The sequence below is a fragment of the Candidatus Pelagibacter sp. PS_37 genome, assembly GCF_059417825.1.
In genome coordinates this window covers 840,732-865,775 of the sequence record NZ_CM182067.1, presented here as the reverse complement: position 1 = coordinate 865,775, position 25,044 = coordinate 840,732, and the positions used below count along the sequence as shown (strand labels likewise).

Below are 25,044 nucleotides of genomic sequence, written 5' to 3'. Positions count from 1 at the left end.
GATGATGATAGCTGCTATTACTCCGTACTTTGCTTTTGGAAAAACAACACCTCTCATCTTACTTGGTCTTTGATTTTCTTGATTATTCTCATTCATATAGAATTTTTATAAAAAAAAGGGCGCCACAATTAAGCAGCGCCCAAAGTTTATTTAATATTACCAGTCGGTAATATTGCTTTTATGATCATTTGCACCATGTCTTTTCTTAGCTAATCTTGAGAGTTTTTCACTCTCAGATTTAGCTGTGATGACATGCCACCCAATCCAAAAAACTACACCAAGAATAACTAGCAAAGTTTCAGTGGATCCAGCTCCCGGATAAATGGCTCCGACAACCTCTTCTGCACTTAAATGATCTATCCAGTTTGTAACTGTAGCCATATTTTTCTCCTTTACCTAGTTGCAGAGGCGACCGCTTTTTCAGCTTCTCTATCGTCCTCCATTATTTCATAGTCTAGTCCAGCTATTTCAACTTCACGTGGTATTCTTAATTTGCCAAATGCGCTTAGTATTCTAGCTAAAACATAACCTGGTAACATTCCAAGAACTCCGAACATTATAATTGCTCCAAGGAATTGTCCCAGTGGATTGATTGATGCATAAGTTGATCCGTCCCACATAGCTCCAACACTGTATCCAGATGAAGGATAGCCATTTAAAACAAATCCACAAATTACAAGACCAACAAACCCTGCATAACCATGCACTGCTACTGCACCAACTGCATCATCAATTTTGAACTTACGTTCAACCCAGTAATGCATTTTATATGAAATAACTACACCGATTGCACCAATAAGCATTGCTTGTATCGGGTGATACAAATCATTACCTGCAGATGCACAGATGATACCAGCCAGTCCACTTGAGTAAGTCCAGAATGGATCACCTTTAGCGACCACGTATCCAGCCAATAATCCACCTGATAGTGACATCAAGAAGTTATAGGTTATTCCACTCAGTGTGGTTGGGGTTACATATATGTTTGTTGCTGTCCAGTATGTGACACCTTCCATTCCATACTCAGGTCCAAGATCAAATATTGGTATATTACATGCCGCATAAAATCCCCAGAAACCAGTATAGATTAAAAATAATCCAACTGTAACTAGCCATGGATTTCTTGGTCCTATATTTCTTGGTTCACCACTTGATGAGAATTTTCCAATTCTAGGTCCTAGTACGATTAGAACACCTAAAGCAAATCCACCCGCAATTGCGTGAATTACTCCTGATGCATAAGCGTCATGATACCCTAAAATTTTAAGCATCCATCCATCAAAGTGCCATCCCCAAGCAGCATCAATTACCCAGAAACACGAACCAATTGCAATTGCTAAAATACCAAATGCAAAAGTTGTAATTCTTTCAATGATTGCTCCAGAAACAATTGAAGCAGCTGTCCATGAAAATAGTAAGAATGCAGCCCAGAATACTCCACTTATACGGTCACCTAAGTTGACAGCCATAAATTCAGTATTTGCCACATACCATTTCGCACTAAAAGTACTTTCATCAGTAATTAATGCTGAACTCTCATTCATTATTGAAGGTGCTATTCCCGGTCCTGTTGGGAATGCCCAGTAAATCCACCAACCAAAGAAAAACCAGGTTACCGTTACTAGTGGTATTACCATGGTATTTTTCATTAAAGTATGTTGGTGATGCTTGTATCGTGAGGCTCCAACTTCATACATACAAAACCCGACGTGAATCAGGAACATTAATACCACTGTTACCCAGTAGTAAAATTCTGTAAATATAACTGTAAGAGCGCCTAATTGATCATCCATAATCTCTCTCCTATTAGTTTTAAGAAAGACTATAAAATTTATAGAGACGTGACAAACTATACATTGCTTAAATAAGCAAGTAATAACTACAAGTTTTGAAAAATAATCAACCTTTGATTGAGGTACTAAAACTTAAGGTAAGCTTTTTTCAAATCAACAAGAGGGTGTTTTTTAGACATTTGAAACTTAACTAAAAGCTCTCTTGCGATCATATCTCTGTCTTGTTGGTTGTTTGGCAATTTGATTGATTTTGGAATTGTAACCCAGCCATTTGCATTTCTACAAAATACAGCAGGTCTATCTTCTTCATAACCCATGTGTATATCTTCTAGCCAATTAAGATCATCCCATCCCATTGCTTCAATATACTTTTTTAAGAATGGAGTGATTTTTTTATAATCAGGGAGTAAGTTAACATCATATCTATAACCAATATGTTGCCCAATCATTTTTTCTCTAGCAGTTTCTTTAGACTTTCCACCTAGATTTTCTTTTTTTACTTTTATTTTCGTTTTTTTCTTAACCATATTTACCTCTTATATTTTGTGATAGTTATCAACACCAACAGTGAAGTTGGTTCCTGTTAAAGGAACTTTTGCTAGTGCAGAAGCTTCCATTGTTAGTGCAGCTAAATCCTCTGGTTCTAATGAGTGAATATTAGTTTTACCACAAGCTCTTGCTAAAAGTTGAGCCTCTAATGTCATTGCATGCAAGTAATTATAAACTCTTAAAGCAGCATCATCAGGATTTAATCTAGCTCTTAATTTAGGATCTTGGGTTGCAACACCAACTGGACAACGACCAGTGTGGCAGTGATAACAGTCACCAGCCTTAACACCCATTTCTTTTTCAAAGTTTGCTTCTGGAATATCTTTATTGCAGTTTAAGGCTATTAAAGCACCAGTTCCAATTGCTATTGCATCAGCACCTAAGGCTAAAGCCTTCGCCATATCAGCACCATCTCTAATACCACCTGCATAAATTAAAGTTACCTGTCCAGTTTTACCCACATCATCAATAGCTCTTCTTGCTTCTCTGATTGCAGCAATTCCTGGGATACCAGTATTTGCAGCAGCTATATGTGGACCAGCTCCAGTTGAACCTTCCATACCATCTAAAAAGATTGAGTCAGGATTACATTTTGCAGCCATACGAACATCATCATAAACTTTTGATGCACCTAGTTTTAACTGAATTGGTACTTTGTTTTTTGTAAGTTGTCTTAATTCTTCAACTTTTAAAGCTAAATCATCTGGACCTAGCCAGTCGGGGTGTCTTGCTGGAGATCTTTGATCAATACCAGATGGTAAAGATCTCATTTCTGCAACTTGATCAGTAACTTTTTGACCCATTAAATGTCCACCCATTCCAACTTTTTGTCCTTGACCAATAAACACTTCTATTGCATCAGCAAGTTGAGCGTGGTGAGGGTTAAACCCGTATCTTGATTGAATACATTGATAGTACCATTTTTCAGAATATCTTCTTTCATCTGGAATCATTCCACCCTCTCCTGAACAAGTAGCACTTCCAGCCATTGTTGCTCCTCTTGCTAAAGCAGTTTTAGCTTCATAAGAAAGCGCACCAAAACTCATACCTGTAATATATACTGGTATATCTAGTTCAATCGGGTTCTCACAATTAGGACCGATAATAGTTTTTGTTTCACATTTTTCTCTATAACCTTCAATTACAAATCTAGTAAGAGTTCCTGGTAGGAATACTAAATCATCAAATGTTGGAATTTTTTTCATTAATGCCATTCCACGCATTCTGTATCTTCCAAGTTGAGCTTTGATGTGAATATCGTCTATAACTTCAGGAGTAAAAATAGCATTGTGACCTAATAGACTTTTATTTCTTTTACCATCTTCATGTGCATGAACATCAGCTTTTCCACCAACACTACCTTTAGCTTTTTTTAATTTTTTTTCATTTTTTTTTGTTTTCTTTTTAGCCATTAGATAGCTCCTTTCTTTTCATGAGGTTCTAGATTGTCATAGTTCCAAAGTTTTTTACCAGCTACAATTTTAGTCATTTTACTAACATCAAATTTTTCACCAATTTCTGCAACTTTTAATTTTCGTTTTAACCAATCTTGATCACTAGCAGTTAGATCAGCAGGCACAGCATCACTTCCAAATGATCCTATTTTTCCACCAATAAAGATTGTGCCATCATACATAGAGTCACCTAAGTTTATTCCAACATCACCAAGAATAATTATTCTTCCTCTTTGCATCATAAAACCAGTGAACGCTCCAGCATCACCACCAACAATGATAGTTCCACCCTTCATGTCAATTCCAGTTCTTGCACCAACACTTCCTTTGCAAATTAAATCACCACCTCTTATAGCGGCACCAAAGCAAGACCCTGCATTTTTCTCTATAACAACTTTTCCTGCCATTAAGTTTTCTGCACAAGACCAACCAACTCTACCATTAATTCTAACAGTAGGTCCATCACATGAACCCATACCAAAATAACCTAAACTTCCCTCAAAAATTAAATTTAATTTATTTAAAATACCAACCCCTAAACTATGTTTACCTTGAGGGTTTTTAATAACAATTGTGCCAAATCCTTGGCTCATTAAGTTATCAATTTCTTTATTAGCTTCTGGAGCTGTCATATCTTTAACATCTAGCTCTGTTCTTTTATTAAAATCTACATCGTAAGTTCCAAAATAATAAAGGTTTTCACCTTCATCAGGATTAAAAAACTTTTGTTGAGTTCTTCCTGTTAAAACTTCTGAGTGCATACCCATTGACTGGGCTTTAGTTTTTTTCTCTGTATTCTTTAAATTTGCCATACTTTTACCTCTCCATCAAATGGATCATATGTATCTATCTCTTGTGGTAGAACTGATCTGATTGCTATTTCTTCTGAGCCCATTGCCACTAAATCATCTGACTCATAAAGAACCAAAGGTTTTGCAGCCATAGTATCTTTTGCCATTCCTAAAGAATCTTTAGTTGCAACAAAATATGTAAACACTCCATCAAGACCTGTTAATGAAGCTTTCATGCCCTCTTCAAGGCTTGCTCCTTCTTTCATTTTTTGAGCAATATAAACCGCTATTAATTCTGAATCGCACTCAGACATAAATCTCATGCCTTTATTTTCAAGCATTCTTCTATTGTTCCAATAGTTAGTTAACTGACCGTTATGAACTACTGATACATCACTGAAAGGATAACCCCAAAAAGGGTGGGCTGATTTAATATCTACACCAGATTCTGTAGCCATTCTTGCATGGCCAATTGCATGAGTTCCAACTACTTTACCTAAATCATACCTATCAAGAACCATTTGAGCATTTCCTAAATCTTTAATTACCTCTAAGGATTTTCCCATAGATAAAATTTCAACACCTGGAATACTTTCAATCTTTTGTGAAAATTCTAGTAGATCTTTTACATCATAATCAAGCTCATATCTCAAAGAGTAGGGTAAAATTCTTTCCTCTTTTACTATTTTAGCACCTAGTTCAGATAAATATTGATCAACAATTTTCTTTCTTTTGTCATAAACAGAAACATCTTCCATTATGGATGAACTTCCTTCACCAACATTTTCTCCAACTTTAAAACGCATGATAAAATTTTTACCATCAGTATCTCCATACAAAGCATAACCTGTAGAATCTTCTCCTCTATGTTTTAAAGCTTGAAGCATTCCTTGTAGCTCACTTCCTACATTGGATGATTTTCCTCTATGTATTAATCCTGCTATTCCACACATATATTTCCCCTATTTTATTAAAGATTACGGTAGACAATCTAGATAAGTATCTAAGTCCCACTGAGTTGTTGCCCCTAAAAATCTTTCCCATTCATCATTTTTATACCAATGGAAAACTTTATACATTTCATCTGGCATAGCTGCTTTGATCACTTCATCTTCTGCCAGACGATCTAAAGCTTCACCTAGACTTAAAGGTAATTTTTTAACTTCTTTACCAGCTGCCTGAGCATCGTACATACTTCTAGATTCTGGTTTTCCTGGATCAATATTATTTGTTATCCCATCATCAAAACATTTCAATAATCCTGAACCCATCAAGTAAGGATTATGCATTGAGTCAACTGAACGATATTCAAATCTTCCTGGTGCAGAAACTCTTAATCCACATGTTCTGTTTTGAAATCCCCAATCAGCATAAACAGGAGCCCAAAAACCTGTATCCCATAATCTTCTATAAGAGTTTACAGTTGATGATCCAATTGCAGTTAATGCACCTAAATGTTTCATTACTCCACCAATTGCTTTTAATCCAACCTTACCTGGTAACTGAATATCTTTAGTATCAGGCATAAAGTAATTAGTTCCACCTTCAACATAAGTGAAAACTTCATCCATCGCTGGTATTGATTTGTGGGATAATTTATTAACTTTATCTTTTCCACCTTTCCACAAAGACATATTAGTATGACAACCACTTGCTGACACTCCCATAAAAGGTTTTGTCATAAAGCAAGCTATCAAATTAAACTCTCTTGCAACTTGAGCACAAATTTGTCTATAAGTTGAAAGTCTATCTGCATTTCTTAATACGTCATCATACATCCAGTTTAATTCTAATTGTCCTGGTGCATCCTCATGATCACCTTGAATCATGTCAAAGCCCATTGCTCTAGCGTATTCAAAAACTTTCATAAATACTGGTCTTAACGACTCGAATTGATCAATATGATAGCAGTAGGGTTTAGAAAAACCTTTACCTGTTGGTGAACCATCTTCATTTTTAGTTAACCACATCATTTCAGGCTCTGTTCCAACTCTTAATTGGTAGCCGTGTTTCTTTTTAAATTCTTGAGCGTGTATTCTTAAATTTCCACGGCAGTCTGAAGTTAAGTGTGCACCTGGGTTTTCTCTTTCTTCTCTATTTCTAAAGCAAGTAACAAACACTCTTGCAACTTTTTTATCCCAAGGGAGTTGGCAAAAAGTTTCAGGATCAGGAATACCAACTAGCTCTTTTGCTTCTGGACCATAACCAATATAATCTCCATGACGATCAACAAATAAGTTAGCTGTAGCACCGTAAACTAATTGAAAACCTTTTTCGCAAGTTCTTTCCCAGTGATCAGTAGGAATACCTTTACCTACAACTCTTCCAGTTACTGAAATAAATTGAAAAAAAATATATTCAACACCTAGCTCATTAATCTTAGCTCTAACTTGCTTTACTAATTTGTCTCTACCAGGTTGTCTTACGTGTCTATCTAAATCTGTCATTATCTCTCCCTCTAATGAATTTTTATTTAACGAACCGTAACTGAAAAATTTATTAGTGTCTAGGCTTGAAGTTTAACTCCAAGGGAACGGACTGTTAGAAGTTGGGTGAAGTTCACCTTTCTCGTAACGGTTGAATCTAAACGGTTTTAATAAATCACTTTCAGTTCCAAGAATTTCTTTTGCAACAAGTTCACCAACACCAATCATTTTGTAACCGTGGTTAGCATCAGCAATCATGTAAACATTTTCTAAAAATTTATCAAAAATTGGAAATGAGTCAGGGGTCATGCAACCAAGTCCACCTGAAGGGCCTTTTCTATAAAGATCAGATTTTCCTTCAAATCTTTTTTGACAATGAGCTAAAGCTGAGCACCACATATCATTAAACTCTTCTGTAGTTTGAAATTCAGGAGACTCAATTCCATAGGGGTCAACATTAACTTTATCAAAATGTTTATCAACTATGTAGGGTGACGTTCCACCTTGTACTCCCAAACCTTCGATATCAGGTTTATAATAAATTCCCCAAATTTTATCAGTAATTAATTTTTTTGTTTTATCAGAATATAAAGGAGCCGTAGAATCGACATGAATTACAGGTGGTTGACCACCATTATCCATTTTTAAAAAATCCTCATCAACACCAATTACACCTTCCTGTAGCATCCAGTATTTCCACATTTCAGTTTCATGAAATTTACCATCTTTATCTTTAATTTTTGCAGTTTTTGGTAGCTCTAGCATATTCCAAAAATCTCTCACCCAAGGACCAGCACCAACAACAACTTGATCGCACTCAATAATACCTTTGTCTGTTTCAACACCTGTAACAGCTTTACTGTTACTACCTCTTTTAAAACCTGTAACAGTTACCCCTTTAACAACCTTGACCCCATTTGATGTTGATTTTTCTTCAAGCGCTTTTATAGAATCTTTATTAAATGCATAACCACCTTTTTTTTCATGAAGAACTGAAGTTATCCCTTGAGCTTGCCAGTCACCAAACATATTTTTCATATACTTCATGCAGTCTGCTTCACCTTCTATAAATTCTGAATCATATCCTATTGCTTTTTGTTGTTTAGCTATTGAAGCAACATCTTCGTGCATAACTTCCGGTGAAATTTGCAAATAACCGACAGAGTTATATTTAAATGCTTTGGGATCACTTTCCCAAACCGATACTGAGTGAGCCATTAATTCTCTCATAGCGGGCTGAAAATAATTATTTCTAACAACACCACAAGCAATTCCACTTGCACCTGCTGCGATATCTTTTTTTTCTAGAACAACTATGTCATTTTCGTTTTTATAAGTTTCAGAAAGTTTCCATGCTGTACTTAAGCCATGAATCCCACCACCTATAATTACGACTTTTGCTTTTTTTGGTAAAGTTGACATAGCAAAACAATATTTTTTTGGATAAAAAAAAATACAATTTTTTATAGATCTATAAATTATATATATAAATTATATATTATAGATTTTTTTAAAAAGTGACTAATAACTTAACTTTTGCAGTGTATTTAAATATTCTTTAAACTCATTAATAAAAGTCTCACTAGGCACTATGTTTTTTATTCGCTGGTCAGTTGAAGTCTTTTCAAGACGAAAGAATCCTTTTTCACAAGCTTCATTAATAATCAATGCAGATTTTGGTCTAGAAGTTTTGAATAGTTTTGTCTTTAGCCCTTCAACAGATAACTTTTCATTATGTTTGTAAGCTGACATTACAAGTAGCATCATATGATAATGAGAAGGGGATTTTCTAAAAAAATAGTTGCTTGAAGTATGGGATTGCTTCATTTGGTCTTCCCAAAAACTTAAAAGATCTTTACTGTTATTAGGCATTTATTACGCTCTAACTCTTGATTTTGTTGGATCGTAGAAAGGAAAAGGTACAACTTTCGCTCCAATTCTTTTTTGATGACCATCAAGTTTACCAATTTCAACTTCAGTTCCAATCTCAGAATATTTTACATCTATTCTACAAAGCGCAATATTTTTTCCAAGTTTAGGGGATAGCATTCCACTTGTTATTACACCTACTTGACCACGACCTACATGAACACAATCTCCATGTAATGCCGGTTCATGACCTACTAATTCCAGACCAACTAATTTTTTTTGTGGATTTGCTTTTCTTTTAATTAATTCTTCTTTACCTATAAAATCATCTTCCTTAGTTTTAAGTGGAACTGTAAAACCAATTCCAGCTTCAAATGGATCTGTTTGATCGTCAAACTCATAACCATAAAAAATAAGGCCAGCTTCTATACGAACCATGTCTAAAGCTTCTAAACCTAATGGGGTAATATCAAACTCTTTACCAGCTTCCCAAACTTTATCCCAAACTTCTGCAGCATCTTTTGGATGACACCATATTTCATAACCAAGTTCACCCGTGTAACCTGTTCTTGAAATAACAATTGGCGTACCTGTTTCATGATCTATTCTTGCAATATTAAATCTGAACCATTCAAGTTCAGTGATTGATGGTTGGATTGGCGCCGTCCATACAAACTTTTCTAAAATTTTTCTACTATTTGGACCTTGAACGGCAATGTTATGAATATGATCTGTTGCAGATTTTATCCAAACTTTGTAATTTTTCTTCTTAGCTTGTTCTTTTAACCATTCACCACTGTATTCATCTCCACCGATCCATCTAAAATTATCTTGTCCTAATTTAAATAAAGTACCGTCATCTAGCATACAGCCATTTTCATAACACATAGCTGTATAAACAACTTGTCCGATAGATAGTTTTTTAACATTTCTAGTAAGTGTGTATTGCATTAAATTTTCTGCATCAGGTCCAAGAATTTCAAACTTTCTAAGAGGTGATAAGTCTGTTGCAATCGCACTTTCTCTACAAGCCGTATACTCTTTTATTGTTCCTGAATTTGTAAAATTATTAGCAAGCCAAAAACCTTTATACTCAACAAAATTTCTTGTTAGCTCAGAAGTTTTTTTATGAAACCCTGTCTCTTGTGTTAATTTAGGCTCTGAGTCTGTTTTCATTCTAAATGCTATTGCTTTTGAATATTTTTTTTCCTTTGAATAAGTCCTAACAAAAATATCAGTTGGATTCCAGCCATTTGCAGCATCTACATCACATGGGCAAGCAGAGGATATACAAGTTAAATCTTTTAAAGCCCTAAACAAAACATAATCCCCTGGTCTTGACCAAGGCTCATCAAAAGATGCAACATTATTAGCGTCAATAGCAGTATTGAAAAAAAGATTTATTGCAGACCAGCTTTTTCGAGAATTGATGTCATATTTATCCAGCCTATTATTAAAATTATCTGTACAATTTATGTGCCCCATATATCCCATGTCTTCATAGTATTTTGATGTGCAAGCAAGATTGAAAGTATCATGTCTTCCAACGGTATCTCTCACAACTTCAATCATAGCTTCATGATCGCCGTCATAAAACTTTGAAAATAATCCTGGCCCAGGGTAGGCACCACCCATAAAGGTTCGTGTTGTTTTATCATCAATAATGCTTTCAATACCGTCATTTAATTTTTGTGTATCAAAAGCTAAAAAATCAGAACACTGTCTTCCACCTGGATCAATTATTTGAATATATTCACCAGCTTTAACACTGTAGGTTTCAGCAGTTCTTCTTTTTACAAGTTGTTCTATAATTGGATCACTAAGTGGATCTGGTAAGATAAATTGTTCATCAGTTTCAATAAATTTAGCTTTATTTAAATAAATCGTTAAATCTGTTGGAGGATTTTGTTCATGAACATTCATTGCATCACCAGGTGCAGCAATCATTACAATGCATTTATCTTTTGAGGTTAGTGTTATTTTTTCACCCATCAAGCAATCATCGTTAAAAATGATAGATGCTTTAGCATTACTTAAATTTAAGTTTTTTTTCTTTAAAATTTTTGAAATTTTTTCATCGTTTGAGATAGTTTTTTTTGAAAAATCTGCGTTAGAATTTTCTTTTAAATTTAAAATAGATAAATCAGATTTACCTTTTGAATTAAAAACAATTATTTCACAAATTTGTTTTCCTTCTTCATTTATTATTTCTATTTTATCTTCTGGTAAAACTTCTATAATTGATAAACCTCCACCTCTTACAAAATATCTTTCAACTCCAGGTGGTAACGTTCTTAAACCAGGACTTCGTATATCTTTACTAGTATGTAGCATTGCCAGTGTAAATTTTGATAAATTACCTTAAGCATAATATATTCATAAGGGATTGACTATAAATTTAATAAATGAGAACATACTTTTATAACTTAATATTAAGGGAGAGAGAATAATGAAAAAAATAGTATCATTAATGTCTGCCCTAGTAATTTCAGTAGTAAGTTTCGCTGGAATTTCTAACGCAGCAGACAGTAAAAAGCCCATCGTAATTCCAACTCATAACTGGTCAAGCCAAATTGTAATGGCTCACGTTATTGGTGGAATTTTCGAAAGTATGGGAAATAACGTAAAATACGTAAATACTGATTCACAAGCTGTGTATGAGTCAATTCGTCTAGGTGATGTAAGTTTATCTCATGAAGTTTGGGAATCTGCTTTTGGTAAATCATTTACTACAGCGCTTGATAAAGGTGGTTTAGTTGATTGGGGAGATCATGAAGCTCGAACGCTTGAAGATATGGGATATCCAAACTGGGTTGCTGAAAAAGGATTATGTCCAGGTCTACCAGATTGGACTGCTTTAAAAAATCCAGCTTGTGCTAAAAACTTTACAACACCTGACTCAGGTGGAAAAGGAAGAATGTTAGAAGGACCTCAAACTTGGCATGGAGATTTGATACCTCAAAGGGTTGATGCTTTAGGCTTAGGAGATCTTTGGACAGTTAAATTTGCTGGAAGTGCAGATGCACTTTGGGCAGAATTAGTAGCTGCTGAAAAAGAAGGAAGAGGAACTATAATATTCAACTGGACACCAAACTTTACAGATGGTGCTGGTTTTACATTTATAGACTTCCCTCCATATACTGCTGGTTGTAGACCAGAAGATGGTGGTGACGGTAAATGTGGTTCGCCTGATGGTTACTTGAAAAAAGCTGTAAATGCAGACTTTCCAAAAACTCATCCAGCTGCGGCTGCAACGTTTAAAAAGATGTCATTCTCTACAAGTCACATTGGTGCAATGGCTGCTTTAGTTGACGTTGACAAAATGACTCACGAAGATGCAGCTAAAAAGTGGCTTGCAGATAATAAGTCAGTTTGGACTCCTTTTACTAAATAAGGATATAAACAAATAATTTAAGATCTCCCCCAATATTTATTGGGGGGGATTTTTTTATAGGTAATTTTTCAAGAAACATTCATATTATTAATGAAAAAAATTATACAAGTTATGAAATATTTTTTTTACATTTCCATAAGTTTATTTGTTTTTAATTTTTCTTTAGCACAAGATGTGAATATAGAGGAAAATATTAGTCTTAGCTTTGTATGTGAATTAGAAAAAAAAATAGTTAAGAATGCAGAATATAATTATCAAACTTTTTTAGCTAAGGATTTAGAGGATAAAGATTTAGATAAATTTGAAATCAATGCAAAACAACCAAAAACACTTTTAATAAATGGATTATCTTCATTTCTTTCAAAAAAAGAAAAACTAACAGTTAGAATAGTAAACAAAGACGTAGTTTTATTTAAAGCTATTGATGAAGAAAAAAACTACTCTGAATCAGGAATTATAAATAGAAAATCTGGTGAATTAATTCATGAAATTACAAGAGACATGAAAAGTGAAAACTCTGAAAAAGATATTTCTTTTTATTCATGTAAAAAAAATGAGAAAAAAGTCTGATTTTTTTTTATCTAATTTTGTGTAAAATATAATAATGAAAAAATATCTTATTTGTATTATTTTAAGTTTTTTAACCACATCTATAGCCCTAGCCCGAAGTACCGGATGTAAAGAGGGAAACTGTGAAAACGGCTTTGGAAAATGGGTGTACACAGATAAAACCACCTATGAAGGAGAGTGGGTTCAGACGCAAAAAGAGGGTAATGGAACTGAAACTTGGCCAAATGGCTATATTTATAAAGGTGAATTTAAAAATAGCGAATGGAGTGGTCAAGGTATTTTAACTTTTCCTGATGGCTCAACTTATGATGGGGAATGGACTAATGGCTTCATGAATGGTGAAGGAAAATTTACCTGGTCCGATGGAAAGGAAAAAATAGGAATTTGGAAAAATGGGAAGTTACAAGAATAATTAAAATAATAATGGAAAAAAAATATTTAGATAAATTAAGAAACTTACCTCATGCACTTAATCAATTTGTTGGTCTTATTTCAGTTACCGTTGTTGTAATTTTATTTTTTGTAACTCTAAATATCTTTTTTGGTCAAGGAGATGAATTAGTTAAAAAGATGAAAATAGAAGAAGAAAGAATTGCAAAAGAAAGAAAACTAAGTGAACTGACATCAAGTCTTCCATCAGGTATTTTAGTAACTTTTGATGGAACGAATCATTTTAAATTAACAGATGAATTGTATGAGGCAGTTTGTAATGCAACAAAACTTATTCCACAACGTGCAATTATGGGTGCAAATTTTTTAAATTTTAAGGCACATGAAATTTATACTAAGAATGGAAATCTAATTGATGAAACATTTGTTAAATGGGACAAAGACAAAAACAAATGTATTACAGGTTATACGGTAAGTGGAAATAACATTGGGATAGATGAAACAATTACTGTTACTGGTGAAGCTTTAAGTTTTTTAAGTACTGGTATTGATACAAGAGTTTATTTTATTAAAAATTTTTAAGGAGGAAAAACAATAAATAAAAATAATATACAGTGTATTTTATTTCTATTTCGTATAACTTATTAATACATTATGAGCGATCCTGTAATTAAATGTGAATCAGTTTACAAAATTTTTGGCTCTAACGCCAAGAAGATGCTTCATGAAGCAAATGGAAATGTGGATGCAAAAACATTTCAAGATAATGGGTGTATAGTTGGTGTAAATAATGCCTCTTTTGAAGTTGTAAAAGGTGAAATGTTAGTTGTGATGGGGCTATCTGGTTCAGGAAAATCAACATTACTAAGATGTATTTCTAGATTAACAGATGCAACAAGCGGAAAAATTTATATAGACGGTCAAGATTTACTTACACTAAATAATAAAGAATTAATTGAACTTAGAAGAAATAAGATGGGAATGGTTTTTCAAAGTTTTGCTTTACTGCCTCATAAAACAGTTGTTGAAAATATTGCTTTTCCACTTCAAATCAAAGGGATTAAAACTCAAGATAGCATCAATAAAGCAATGGAAATGGTTAAACTTGTAGGTCTTGATGGAAGAGAAAACTACTTTCCAAGAGAACTTTCTGGTGGACAACAACAAAGAGTAGGTATTGCTCGATCATTAGCGGTTGAGCCCGATATTTGGTTTTTAGATGAACCATTTTCTGCATTAGATCCATTAATTAGAAAAGAAATGCAGGATGAATTTTTAAGACTTCAAGAAAAGTTACAAAAAACAATTATGTTTATTACTCATGATTTTGATGAGGCATTAAGACTTGCTGACCGTATTGCAATTATGAAGGATGGAGTTATTGAGCAATTGGATACACCCGCCAACATTGTCTTAAATCCAGCAACTGAATATGTAAGAAAATTTACCGAAGAAGTACCTAGGGGAAAGGTTCTAAAAATAGCAGATCTAATGGAAAAACCAGAAACTGAAAATTTAAGTGATTTCAAAGTTTCGAAAAATGAAATAATTGAAAATGTGGCTGAAAAAATTTTAACTCAAGAAAAATCTGTAGCTGTTACAGATGAAAATAATAAAATTGTTGGAAGCGTTCACCCCTCAAAAATAATTCATACTGTTTTTTCAAGGGAGAAAAAATAAAGGCAAAATATGGAATTATTAAAAAAATATCCAAAATTTTTTCAATGGTTATTTTTGTTAATTGTATTTTTTAGCTTATGTTTTGCAATAGAAGTTCCTGAAACTTATAATTTTATAAGAGGCCAAGCCGAATTCATTAAAGACCCTAATCAAAGTACTTACACATTATTTGGTGCTGAGGTGAGATATTATGCGTTTGATGTTTTTTGGAGACTACCACCTTTACTTGGATGGTTGCCTATTTGGATAAACGATTCTTTATTTTTTTTAATGAATGAATGGATGCCAATGGAGTTTTGGAATGAAGACATTCAAGAGTTCAGAACTCAACCTCTACTTTTACAAATTACAAGAAATTTAACTTCATTTATGACGTTTCTTATAGAGTTAATAAGAGAAATTTTATTAGGAGGTGTTGAAACAATTGTTTCATTTAGTAGTTGGGATTGGATAGATGCAAATCCATGGGCAGAACTGCCAGGATTACCTTGGACAATCGTTACAGCAGGTGCGGTAATACTTGGATATAAATTAAGCGGTAAAGGCTTAGCTTTATTTGCAGGTTTAGTCATGATTTATATTTCTGTTTTTGGTCAATGGAAACCTTCGATGCAAACTCTTTCTTTTATATTAGTAGCCGCACCACTTTCTTTTATTTTTGGTTTAACTTTGGGTGTTATGGCATTCAAAAGCAAACGTGTTGAAAAACTTTTATATCCAATACTTTTAGTTATGCAGACTATGCCTCAATATGCTGTATTAGTTCCTGCAATTGTTCTTTTCGGTATTGGTGACCATGCTGCTGTTATCATAACTATGGTTGTGGCTGTTCCACCAATGATATTATTAACTTTGTTAGGTCTAAGAGGAATACCTCCTGAAGTTATTGAGGCTGGTAGAATGAGTGGGTGTAATAATTGGCAACTTATGACTAAAGTATTAATTCCTACTGCTAGAAGAGACATTTTAATTGGAGTTAACCAGGTCATAATGGTGTGTTTTTCTATGGCAGTTATTTCAGCTTTTATAGGCGCAAAAGGTTTAGGGTTTAATTTATTATTAGCATTAAACCAGCTAAATATTGGATTAGCATTAGAGGCTGGCCTATGTATTAGCTTGATTGCAATACTTTTGGATAAGATGTCCTTAGCTTGGGCAAACAAGCAAATAGATTATTTTGGTAACTTGACTTATTTTCAGCGTAATAAAAATATATTATTTTTTGCAGCTGCTGTAATTCTAGGAATTATTTTTTCATATCTGGGGTCATTTTATTTTAAAGATGGGTCTAATTATTTATTTGAAGTTCCTCACAATAAAGGAATATCAACAGCAGATTTTTGGAATAAAGGTGTGGATTGGATTTGGGATACTTTCTTTCATACTTTAAAGATTTTTAATACTTGGTTGATAGTAGATGTGTTGCAGCCCATGAGAGCTTTATATTTAAGAATGCCAGCAGTTGCCACTTTAGTTTTAGTCATTGGAGCGGGTTATATAATTGGAGGAATTCGTTCAGCTCTTGTAGTGGGCGGATTAACTTTATTTATTGCATTGAGTCCTTGGTGGGATCGAGCTTTGGTTACATTGTATATGGCAACTTTTGGAGTTTTTATATCCACTATAATTGGGTTTACAGTTGGAATTTTATCATTTCAAAACAAGCATACTGCAAATTTTATGCTGGGCGTTTGTGATATCTTTCAAACCTTCCCTTCGTTTGTATACTTAATTCCTGTGATGATGCTTTTTGGAGTTACAGATACTTCAGTATTAATTGCTGTAATAGTTTATGCAACTATACCTGCAACAAGGTATACTATTGAAGGTTTAAGAAGTGTTCCAGAAGCTTTACATGACGCTGCCACAATGTCAGGTGTAACTAAAGTACAAAGGTTATTAAAAATTGAATTCCCTTTAGCTTTTCCTCATATGATGCTTGGTTTAAATCAAACAATTGTATTTGCTTTGTTTATGGTAATTATCGGGGCTTTTATTGGAACAGAAGATTTAGGACAGTACATTCTAAAAGCTCTATCTGATAAAAAGGGTGCAGGTATAGGATTGACATTGGGACTTTGTGTTGCTTTTATTGGCCTAATATTTGACCATTTAATCAGAACGTGGGTTGGAAAAAGAAAAAAACACCTTGGTATAGGATAGCTAATATTCTCTTAAACTAGATAATAAATTTTTTATTTATTTAAAAATGTTTTTAAAGAGTCGTCCATAGCTTCTTCCCATGGTGTATGGTGAATTGGTCCAACAGAGCCTGTCACTGGTGAAGCAAATGATTTATTTCTATAAGTCATTATATTTTCCACTTTATGATGCTCCCATTCTTTAAAAGTTTTTCTAATTAATTCAAAATCAATTTTTGGATAATCTGATAGCTCGTGAAGTTCTTTAGTGTACTCAGTTTGAAAATCTATCATTTGATCAGCATTTTCCAATTTCTCTTCCATAGATACCCATTTATTAATATCTTTTTCAATTTCAGAGTCGTTTGGAGTTTTAATTTTTCCCATAATAACATCTCTTGCAAACCAAGCCTGACAATCAAACATATTAAAAGTATGAAATTGATCTTGCATACCTAAATACATTAATTTGTGATTATTTTGCCAAACCACACCCTTGTACAACATGGGTGGATATAATCTGTTTCCTGTTTTTAATTTAAGATCCTCAGACATAAAAGGGAAATGATGAAGATATCCTGTGCATAAAATTACAGCATCAGTTTCTTGTACATGACCGTCTTTAAATATTGCCTTATTACCCTCAAGTCTATCTAGGTGAAAAACTTCTTTCATTCCTTCCGGCCATTTAAATCCCATTGGATTATGTCTATAGCCAATAGTAACACTTTTTGCTCCATACTTATGACATTGAAGAGCTACATCTTCGGCTGAATAACTACTTCCTAAGACAACAACATTTTTACCTCGAAATTCTTCTGCATCTCTAAAATCATGAGAGTGCATTATTCTTCCTGGAAAAGCCTTCATACCTGGATACTCAGGAATGAATGGAACTGAAAAATGACCAGTAGATACAATTACGTAATCAAAAATATCTTTCGAAATTTTGTCATTTTTTTTATCTCGATAAGTAACTTCAAAGTTTTCATTATCATAAGAAACATTAGTAACAGTGGTATTAAATTTAATTTTAGATTTTAAATTTCCCTTTTTAACTCTACCCAAAATATAATCGTATAAAACTTCTCTAGGTGGAAAAGATGGAATTGGTTTTCCAAAGTGCTCATCAAATGAGTAGTCAGCAAATTCTAAGCATTCTTTAGGACCATTGGACCAAAGATATCTGTACATACTGTTAGGTACAGGGTCGCCGTATTGATCAGATCCAGTTCTCCAACTATAATTCCATAATCCTCCCCAATCTTCTTGCTTATCAAAACAAACTATTTCAGGTATTTTTTCACCATTTTTTTCTGCTTGTTCAAAGGATCTTAAAGCGGACAAACCACAAGGGCCAGCGCCAATAATAGCTACTTTTGTCATAATATCATCTCTTTCTATAAATTTATAACTGTACTTTACCAACAAAATGCTAAAAATTAATATAAAAAAATACTAAATTATGAAAAAAATTATTATTATTGGTGCTGGAGCAATGGGATCAGCTTTTGCTGTACCATGTCTTGAAAACCAAAATGAGGTAACACTCGTTGGTACGCATTTAGAAGATGATTTAATAAATAATATTAAATCTAATAACAATCTTCATCCAGCTTTAAATATTGAATTACCATCAAAATTGAAGGTAGAAAAATTTGAAAAATTACAATCAATACTTGAAGAGGGAGTAGACATCATGGTTGCTGGAGTTAGCTCGGTAGGAATTGAATGGTTTGTTAAGCAAATTACAAAGAGCTACAAAAAAAATCTTCCCATTATTTTATTAACCAAAGGCCTGGCTATTGAGGGTAATGAATTAATAACACTTTCAGATAAAATTAAAAAACTTCTTAAAGATGAAGGTCATACACAAGTAAATATTTCAGCGATTAAAGGACCCTGTTTGGCAGCAGGTCTTGCATATAAAATGAGGACAGGTACAGTTATTGCAAACCCAGATATCAAAGAAACTGAAAAATTAAAAAAAATTATATCAACAGATTACTATTCAACAGAAGTATCAGATGACTTAACTGGCATTGAATTATCAGGTGCAATTAAAAATATTTACTCTATGTTAATTGGAGCCTCAGAAGGGTTAAGTAATTCAAAAGCACCTAAAGAAATTCAATCTAAATATTATTTAAATACATCAGCCTCATTAATTCATAGATCAATATCTGAAATGGTTGAGTTTGTTTCTTTCTATGGAGGAAGACCTGAAACTGTTTATGGCCTAGCTGGTTTAGGTGATTTATATGTTAGTGCAATAGGAGGAAGAAATAGCTTGATGGGAAAATATTTAGGTGAAGGATACCTTTATAAAGAAGCTAAAGAAAAATTTATGAAAAATATTACAGTTGAAGGTGCGCAACTTGCATTGGAAATTGGTCCTAAAATTTTACAAGATCTTAATTCTAAACATTTTCCATTAATGTTTAGTATGTTAAATACTATATGTGATAATAAGAAATTAGAAATTCAATGGTAAAAAATATATTAATATTTGTTTTTATAATACTTGGAATGGTGGTTATTTTAAATTTTAGTGACCATAATCTAAAAAGAGCAGTAGATGCCTGTTTAGCTGGAAGCCAAAAATTATCTAAATCAAAGATTACAGATCTTGATGAAGCTAAAAAATTTTGTGAAGAAGAAATTAAAAAAAATAAAAATTAGAAAGAGATTAACAAGTGAATTCAAACTGGAATTATCCCACAACCATGTGGGTTGGAAAAGATAGAATTAAAGATTTAAGTACTGCTTGTAAAACCTTAAATATTAATAAACCATTGTTGGTAACTGATAGTGGCCTTGCTAAATCAAAAATTGTAATTGATGTTTTAAACAATCTAAAAGAAGATGGTATTACAGCTGAATTATATTCAGACGTTGTTGGTAATCCAACTGGTACCAATGTAACTGATGGTGCTGATTATTATAATAAAAATAATTGTGATGGAGTAATAGCTTTTGGAGGAGGCAGTGGCTTAGATGTTGGTAAGGCAATTGCATTTATGTCAGGTCAAACTCTACCTATCTGGGATTTTGAAGATGTTGGAGATAATTGGACCAAAGCAAATTCAGATAAAATTGCACCAATTATTGCAGTACCTACAACTGCAGGTACGGGTTCTGAAACAGGACGAGCATCTGTAATTTTAAATGAAGAAACGGGTGTGAAAAATATTATATTTCATCCAAAATTTTTACCTTCAATAGTTATTTTAGATCCAGTTTTAACAGTTGGGTTGCCATCAAAGATTACAGCTGCAACAGGGATGGATGCATTAGCTCATAATTTAGAAGCTTATTGTGCGCCAGGTTATCATCCAATGGCAGATGGAATTGCTTTAGAAGGAATGAGGTTAATTAATAAATGGCTATTAGAAGCTGTTAATAATGGATCTAATATTGAAGCACGAATGAATATGTTAACTGCAGCCAGCATGGGTTCAACAGCTTTTCAAAAGGGTTTAGGTGCAATTCACTCTCTAAGTCATCCTGTTAATGCATTAAATAATATTCACCATGGTTTATCGAATGCAATATTCATGCCTTATGTTTTAACATTTAATAAAGATATTATCGAAGAGAAGATAATTAAAATTTGTGATTATTTAGAACTTAAAGATAGATCTTTTGATGGTTTTGTTAACTGGGTTTTAGATTTAAGAAAAAAACTTGATATGCCTCATAAACTATCAGAAGTGATTGAGGAAAAAGATTTTGATCTTGATAGATTATCAAAAATGGCTTTAGCAGATCCATCTACTGGAGGAAATCCTAAAAAATTAACAGAAGATGATATGAGGATAATGTACCAACATAGTATGACTGGTGAATTATTTAAATGAGTAATTTAAATATTTTAATTGTTGAAGGAAATATTAGAGAAGATAGTGAGTTTTTTATTAAAGCAGCTGGTGCCTCTGCAGCAGACAATTTAAAAAATCTAATTTTAAAAATAGAACCATCAACAAATACAGAAATTATAAATCCTGGTCATGATGATGAGACAACAAATGCTCTAAAAGATATGAGTAAATATAACGGTATTGTATTTACTGGTGGTGCAATGAGAATAAATGATATGACGGATGTAATTAAGAAACATATTAATTTTGCATCTAATTGTTTTTCTCAAAAAAAGAAGATTTTAGCTATTTGTTGGGGGTTGCAAGTCTGCTCTACAGCAGCTGGGGGTAAAGTAAACCCTGGAAAAAATGGTGCTCACATTGGAATTGCATCAGATGTAATTATTAACAATGAAGGTGAAAAACATTTTATATACAAAAATAAAAAACAAATTTTTACATCACCAGCATTTAACTTTGATGAGGTAAGTGAATTACCAAAAAATGCTATTCTTTTATCAAGTGATAAAGTTAACAATGTAATGGGTGTTACCTTTAATGTAGGAAATTCTGAAATTATTGGCTTACAATATCATCCTGATTATGAATATTTTCAGATGCTTAAACTTATTGAAGGTCGTAAAGAGCGACTATTTGTAAATAAAAATTTTTTAAATGAAGAAGAGTATGAAAGCCATATCTCATATATAAAATCTCAAAACGAACTATTAGATTTTAACAATAGAACATGTGAAGTTAGAAATTGGCTTAAGTATTTAAAAAACTAATTTTAAAATAGACCTTCAATTTCACCATCTTTATTTAGCTTAATCGAGTCTGCTGCTGGAACTCTTGGTAGTCCAGGCATAGTCATAACAGCTCCACATATCACAACAATAAACTCCGCTCCTGAAGAGAGTTTAATTTCTCTAATTGGTAAAGAGTGTCCTGTTGGTGCACCTTTTAAGCTTGGATCTGTTGAGAAGCTGTATTGGGTTTTTGCAATACAAATTGGAAAGTCACCATAGCCAGCATCTTCAAAGCTTTTTAATTGATCTCTAATTTTGGTATCTGCAATAACCTCATCTGCTCTATAAATTTCTTTTGCAATTGTTTCTATTTTTTTAAAAAGAGGAGTTTTACTTTCATATAAGAATTTAAATTTATCCTCATTTTTCTCACATAATTCAGCAACATGACTTGCAAGTTCTTTTGTACCTTCGCCACCATTTGCCCAATGAGTACAAAGACTTGCTTTAACTCCAATAGTGTCACAAAATTCTATCAAAGCTTTTACTTCATTCTCTGTATCTTTAATAAAATGATTAACAGCTACTGCAACTGGTAAACCAAATTTTTTTACATTTTCTACATGTCTTTGAAGGTTAACTAGACCTTTTTTTAAGGCTTCTACATTTTCTGTTTTAAGATCATCTTTTGCTACACCACCATGCATTTTTAATGCTCTAATAGTTGCAACAATTACAACACAACTAGGTTTTAAATCTGATTTTCTACATTTAATATCAAGGAATTTTTCTGCACCAAGGTCTGCACCAAATCCTGCTTCTGTCACAACATAGTCAGCAAGTTTTAGTCCAGTCTTTGTTGCAATTACAGAATTACAGCCATGAGCAATGTTAGCAAAAGGGCCACCATGAATAATTGCAGGATTATTTTCTAAAGTTTGAGTAACGTTAGGTCGAATTGCATCTTTTAATAATACTGTCATTGGACCTTGTGCTTTTAAATCTTTAGCATAAACAGGTTTTTTATCTCTAGTATAAGCAATTGTAATATTTCCTATTCTCTTTTCTAAATCTTCTAAATCATTTGATAAGCAAAAGATTGCCATGATTTCAGATGCAACAGTAATATCAAAACCATCTTCTCTTGGAAAACCATTTGCAACTCCACCTAAGTTTATATTTATAGATCTTAAAGAACGATCGTTCATATCGATTACTCTTTTCCAGACAATTCTTCTAACATCTATATCAAGTTTATTTCCCCAATAGATATGATTATCAATTAAGGCTGACAACAAATTATGAGCTGATGTTATTGCATGAAAATCTCCAGTAAAATGTAAATTAATTTGTTCCATTGGAACTACTTGAGCATAACCACCACCTGCTGCTCCACCTTTCATTCCAAAAGAGGGACCAAGGCTTGGTTCTCTTAAACAAACAATGGATTTTTTTCCAATTTTGTTTAATCCATCATTTAAACCAACTGAAGTTGTGGTTTTTCCTTCACCAGCTGGTGTAGGAGTGATTGCCGTCACTAATACAAGTTTTCCATTTGGTTTATCTTTTAAAGTGTCTAAATATTCTAAATTAATCTTTGCAATGTGTCTTCCCATTGGACTAAAAGCTGAGCTTTCATCGGGCACATTTATCTTGGCTAAAATATCATTTATAGGTTGCATTTTAGCTTCTCTAGCTATTTGAATGTCTGACTTAACTTCGCTCATTTTAAACTCCTATAAAATTAATTTTTAATGCCCAATTGATATCTTATTTTAAATTTTTGGAAACTTCTAAAAAATATATATAAAAAAAATAAGAACTATTTATATTCCTTTGTATAAAATTATTTTATGCAAAAATATTCTATATTTAATTTGATCAAAAATGCCTTCTCTGGTCATCAAAATTGGGATTTGGCTTGGAAAGATCCAACTCCTAAAAAAGAATATGATGTGGTTATTATTGGTGGAGGTGGTCACGGCCTAGCAACTGCTTATTATTTAGCTAAAGAGCACAATATTACAAACGTTGCTATCATTGAAAAAGGTTGGATCGGGGGCGGAAATGTTGGAAGAAATACCACAATCATTAGATCAAACTACATGCATGACGATAATGCATTGTTCAGTGAGTTTGGAATGGATTTGTGGAGAAAAATGAGTCAGGATTTAAACTACAATGTAATGTTTTCTCCAAGAGGAATTATTAACCTTGCTCACTCAGATGCCCAGATGAATGTTTTCGCAAGGAGAGGAAACTCAATGCGATTAAATGGTATCGATGCAGTTTTATTAAATAGAGAAGAGGTAAAAGAAATTATTCCAATGGCTGACTTTTCAGACAATGTAAGGTTTCCTATATTTGGTGGACTGATGCAACCAAGCGCTGGAACGGCAAGGCATGATGCTGTTGCATGGGGTTATGCACGTCAAGCAGATTCAATGGGTGTAGATATAATTCAAAATTGTGAAGTAACAGGTTTTGATGTTGTAGGTGGAAAAATTCAAGGAGTTAGAACTTCACGAGGAGATATCAAAGTTAAAAAAATTGGACTGTGTGTTGCAGGTAGTACAAATATTTTAGCAGAGAAATTAAATATGACAGTACCAATTGAAACACATCTTCTACAAGCTTGTGTTTCAGAACCGGTTAAACCTGTTTTAGATAAAGTTGTAACTTTTGGTGCAGGACACTTTTATATTAGTCAGTCGGATAAAGGTGAGATGGTAATGGGAGGAGATTTGGATGGCTATAATAGCTATGCGCAAAGAGGAAACCTTCCAACCCTTCAACATGTTTTAACTGAAGGAATTGCGATGATGCCTTTTCTTAGCAAACTAAAAATGCTTAGAACTTGGGGTGGGATAATGGATATGTCTATGGATGGTTCACCTATAATAGATAAAACTCATATTGAAGGATTATATTTAAATTGTGGATGGTGTTATGGTGGATTTAAAGCAACACCAGCATCAGGATGGACATTTGCACATACAATTGCACAAGATAGAGTTCACAAATTAAATGCTGGATATAGTTTAAATAGATTTCACACAGGTCACTTATTAGATGAAAAAGGACTTGGAACTAAAACGTGGATTTCATAAATGCTACATATTAAATGTCCTCACTGTGGGATGAGATCTCAAAATGAATTTTCATACGGTGGTGATGCAACCGTTAAAAGACCAGAGCTAAATAAAGAAGTTTCAGATCAAGATTGGGATAATTTTGTCTATAATAGAAAAAGTTTAAGAGGAAAACACAAAGAGCTATGGCAACATATATCAGGATGCAGACAGTGGATTAAAGTAGAAAGAGACACTGCAACTCACGAAATATTTAAAACCGTTAAAGCTAGCGAAGATATTTAAT

At 33.1% G+C, this 25,044-nt stretch carries 24 protein-coding genes; 12 read left to right on the top strand and 12 right to left on the bottom strand.

Annotation, left to right across the window (positions count from 1 at the left end; genetic code table 11):
• Positions 1 to 156: 156 nt before the first annotated feature.
• The 10 genes from AC5SL9_RS04655 to AC5SL9_RS04610 form a co-directional block, all read right to left on the bottom strand.
• Positions 157 to 381 (bottom strand): hypothetical protein, encoded by a 225-nt coding sequence (locus tag AC5SL9_RS04655; RefSeq protein ID WP_006997976.1) that lies wholly within the window; start codon positions 379 to 381, stop codon positions 157 to 159.
• Positions 382 to 392: 11 nt separating this feature from the next.
• The gene (locus tag AC5SL9_RS04650) at positions 393 to 1,793 is read right to left on the bottom strand and encodes an ammonium transporter (RefSeq protein WP_011282297.1); all 1,401 of its coding nucleotides are present in this window, start codon (positions 1,791 to 1,793) and stop codon (positions 393 to 395) included.
• 125 nt (positions 1,794 to 1,918) lie between these two features.
• The gene (locus AC5SL9_RS04645) at positions 1,919 to 2,320 is read right to left on the bottom strand and encodes a hypothetical protein (RefSeq protein WP_006997978.1); all 402 of its coding nucleotides are present in this window, start codon (positions 2,318 to 2,320) and stop codon (positions 1,919 to 1,921) included.
• Positions 2,321 to 2,329: 9 nt separating this feature from the next.
• Positions 2,330 to 3,754: an FMN-binding glutamate synthase family protein gene (locus tag AC5SL9_RS04640; protein WP_006997979.1), complete on the bottom strand. Its 1,425-nt coding sequence runs from the start codon at positions 3,752 to 3,754 to the stop codon at positions 2,330 to 2,332.
• A complete protein-coding gene (locus AC5SL9_RS04635; protein ID WP_011282296.1) occupies positions 3,754 to 4,608 on the bottom strand; it encodes a GltB/FmdC/FwdC-like GXGXG domain-containing protein in 855 nt (284 codons plus the stop codon). The genes AC5SL9_RS04640 and AC5SL9_RS04635 overlap by 1 nt, the downstream gene beginning before the upstream one ends.
• Positions 4,596 to 5,540, bottom strand: a complete 945-nt coding sequence (locus tag AC5SL9_RS04630) for a class II glutamine amidotransferase (RefSeq protein ID WP_011282295.1) — start codon at positions 5,538 to 5,540, stop codon at positions 4,596 to 4,598. The genes AC5SL9_RS04635 and AC5SL9_RS04630 overlap by 13 nt, the downstream gene beginning before the upstream one ends.
• 24 nt (positions 5,541 to 5,564) lie before the next feature.
• Complete coding sequence (locus tag AC5SL9_RS04625; protein ID WP_027307086.1) at positions 5,565 to 7,034, bottom strand: glutamine synthetase family protein; 1,470 nt, start codon at positions 7,032 to 7,034, stop codon at positions 5,565 to 5,567.
• A gap of 72 nt (positions 7,035 to 7,106) precedes the next feature.
• Entirely contained in the window at positions 7,107 to 8,435 is a 1,329-nt protein-coding gene (locus AC5SL9_RS04620; protein ID WP_011282293.1) for an NAD(P)/FAD-dependent oxidoreductase, read from the bottom strand.
• 99 nt (positions 8,436 to 8,534) lie between these two features.
• Positions 8,535 to 8,885, bottom strand: coding sequence for a hypothetical protein (locus AC5SL9_RS04615; protein ID WP_011282292.1), 351 nt, complete (start codon positions 8,883 to 8,885; stop codon positions 8,535 to 8,537).
• Positions 8,886 to 8,888: 3 nt separating this feature from the next.
• Positions 8,889 to 11,216: a trimethylamine N-oxide demethylase gene (locus AC5SL9_RS04610; protein WP_011282291.1), complete on the bottom strand. Its 2,328-nt coding sequence runs from the start codon at positions 11,214 to 11,216 to the stop codon at positions 8,889 to 8,891.
• 115 nt (positions 11,217 to 11,331) lie between these two features.
• Between AC5SL9_RS04610 and tmoX the strand changes: the two genes are divergently transcribed.
• The 6 genes from tmoX to tmoV all read left to right on the top strand — a co-directional run bounded on the left by tmoX (position 11,332) and on the right by tmoV (position 17,079).
• Complete coding sequence (gene tmoX / locus AC5SL9_RS04605) at positions 11,332 to 12,276, top strand: trimethylamine N-oxide ABC transporter substrate-binding protein TmoX (protein WP_006997986.1); 945 nt, start codon at positions 11,332 to 11,334, stop codon at positions 12,274 to 12,276.
• Positions 12,277 to 12,366: 90 nt separating this feature from the next.
• Positions 12,367 to 12,846 carry a hypothetical protein gene (locus tag AC5SL9_RS04600; RefSeq protein ID WP_006997987.1) on the top strand — a complete coding sequence of 160 codons (480 nt, stop codon included), beginning with the start codon at positions 12,367 to 12,369 and terminating at the stop codon, positions 12,844 to 12,846.
• Positions 12,847 to 12,880: 34 nt separating this feature from the next.
• Positions 12,881 to 13,258: an MORN repeat-containing protein gene (locus AC5SL9_RS04595; protein WP_006997988.1), complete on the top strand. Its 378-nt coding sequence runs from the start codon at positions 12,881 to 12,883 to the stop codon at positions 13,256 to 13,258.
• Between the two features lie 11 nt (positions 13,259 to 13,269).
• Positions 13,270 to 13,818 carry a hypothetical protein gene (locus tag AC5SL9_RS04590; protein WP_011282290.1) on the top strand — a complete coding sequence of 183 codons (549 nt, stop codon included), beginning with the start codon at positions 13,270 to 13,272 and terminating at the stop codon, positions 13,816 to 13,818.
• A gap of 72 nt (positions 13,819 to 13,890) precedes the next feature.
• Positions 13,891 to 14,916 carry a trimethylamine N-oxide ABC transporter ATP-binding protein TmoW gene (gene tmoW, locus AC5SL9_RS04585; protein WP_006997990.1) on the top strand — a complete coding sequence of 342 codons (1,026 nt, stop codon included), beginning with the start codon at positions 13,891 to 13,893 and terminating at the stop codon, positions 14,914 to 14,916.
• Positions 14,917 to 14,925: 9 nt separating this feature from the next.
• Positions 14,926 to 17,079 carry a trimethylamine N-oxide ABC transporter permease protein TmoV gene (tmoV, locus tag AC5SL9_RS04580; protein WP_006997991.1) on the top strand — a complete coding sequence of 718 codons (2,154 nt, stop codon included), beginning with the start codon at positions 14,926 to 14,928 and terminating at the stop codon, positions 17,077 to 17,079.
• Positions 17,080 to 17,111: 32 nt separating this feature from the next.
• Here tmoV and AC5SL9_RS04575 read toward each other — a convergent pair whose 3' ends face one another.
• Positions 17,112 to 18,443: a trimethylamine monooxygenase gene (locus tag AC5SL9_RS04575; protein WP_018414301.1), complete on the bottom strand. Its 1,332-nt coding sequence runs from the start codon at positions 18,441 to 18,443 to the stop codon at positions 17,112 to 17,114.
• 79 nt (positions 18,444 to 18,522) lie between these two features.
• Here AC5SL9_RS04575 and AC5SL9_RS04570 point away from each other — a divergent pair, with 79 nt between their 5' ends.
• From AC5SL9_RS04570 to AC5SL9_RS04555, 4 genes are read left to right on the top strand one after another with little or no spacing between them, the layout of a single operon-like run.
• On the top strand, positions 18,523 to 19,551 hold the full coding sequence (locus tag AC5SL9_RS04570; protein WP_006997993.1) for a glycerol-3-phosphate dehydrogenase: 1,029 nt from the start codon (positions 18,523 to 18,525) through the stop codon (positions 19,549 to 19,551).
• Positions 19,545 to 19,739, top strand: coding sequence for a hypothetical protein (locus tag AC5SL9_RS04565; RefSeq protein WP_006997994.1), 195 nt, complete (start codon positions 19,545 to 19,547; stop codon positions 19,737 to 19,739). Before AC5SL9_RS04570 ends, AC5SL9_RS04565 begins: the two co-directional genes overlap by 7 nt.
• A gap of 44 nt (positions 19,740 to 19,783) precedes the next feature.
• Positions 19,784 to 20,917 carry an iron-containing alcohol dehydrogenase gene (locus tag AC5SL9_RS04560; protein WP_006997995.1) on the top strand — a complete coding sequence of 378 codons (1,134 nt, stop codon included), beginning with the start codon at positions 19,784 to 19,786 and terminating at the stop codon, positions 20,915 to 20,917.
• Positions 20,914 to 21,705, top strand: a complete 792-nt coding sequence (locus AC5SL9_RS04555; RefSeq protein ID WP_006997996.1) for a type 1 glutamine amidotransferase — start codon at positions 20,914 to 20,916, stop codon at positions 21,703 to 21,705. The genes AC5SL9_RS04560 and AC5SL9_RS04555 overlap by 4 nt, the downstream gene beginning before the upstream one ends.
• 2 nt (positions 21,706 to 21,707) lie before the next feature.
• On the opposite strand, the gene AC5SL9_RS04550 is transcribed toward AC5SL9_RS04555, so the two are convergent.
• Positions 21,708 to 23,393 carry a formate--tetrahydrofolate ligase gene (locus AC5SL9_RS04550; protein WP_027307074.1) on the bottom strand — a complete coding sequence of 562 codons (1,686 nt, stop codon included), beginning with the start codon at positions 23,391 to 23,393 and terminating at the stop codon, positions 21,708 to 21,710.
• 126 nt (positions 23,394 to 23,519) lie between these two features.
• On the opposite strand from AC5SL9_RS04550, the gene AC5SL9_RS04545 reads away from it, so the two are divergent.
• Both AC5SL9_RS04545 and AC5SL9_RS04540 read left to right on the top strand, forming a co-directional pair.
• Positions 23,520 to 24,776, top strand: a complete 1,257-nt coding sequence (locus AC5SL9_RS04545) for a sarcosine oxidase subunit beta family protein (RefSeq protein ID WP_011282278.1) — start codon at positions 23,520 to 23,522, stop codon at positions 24,774 to 24,776.
• Complete coding sequence (locus AC5SL9_RS04540) at positions 24,777 to 25,043, top strand: sarcosine oxidase subunit delta (protein WP_006997999.1); 267 nt, start codon at positions 24,777 to 24,779, stop codon at positions 25,041 to 25,043.
• The last annotated feature ends 1 nt before the right edge of the window (position 25,044 follow it).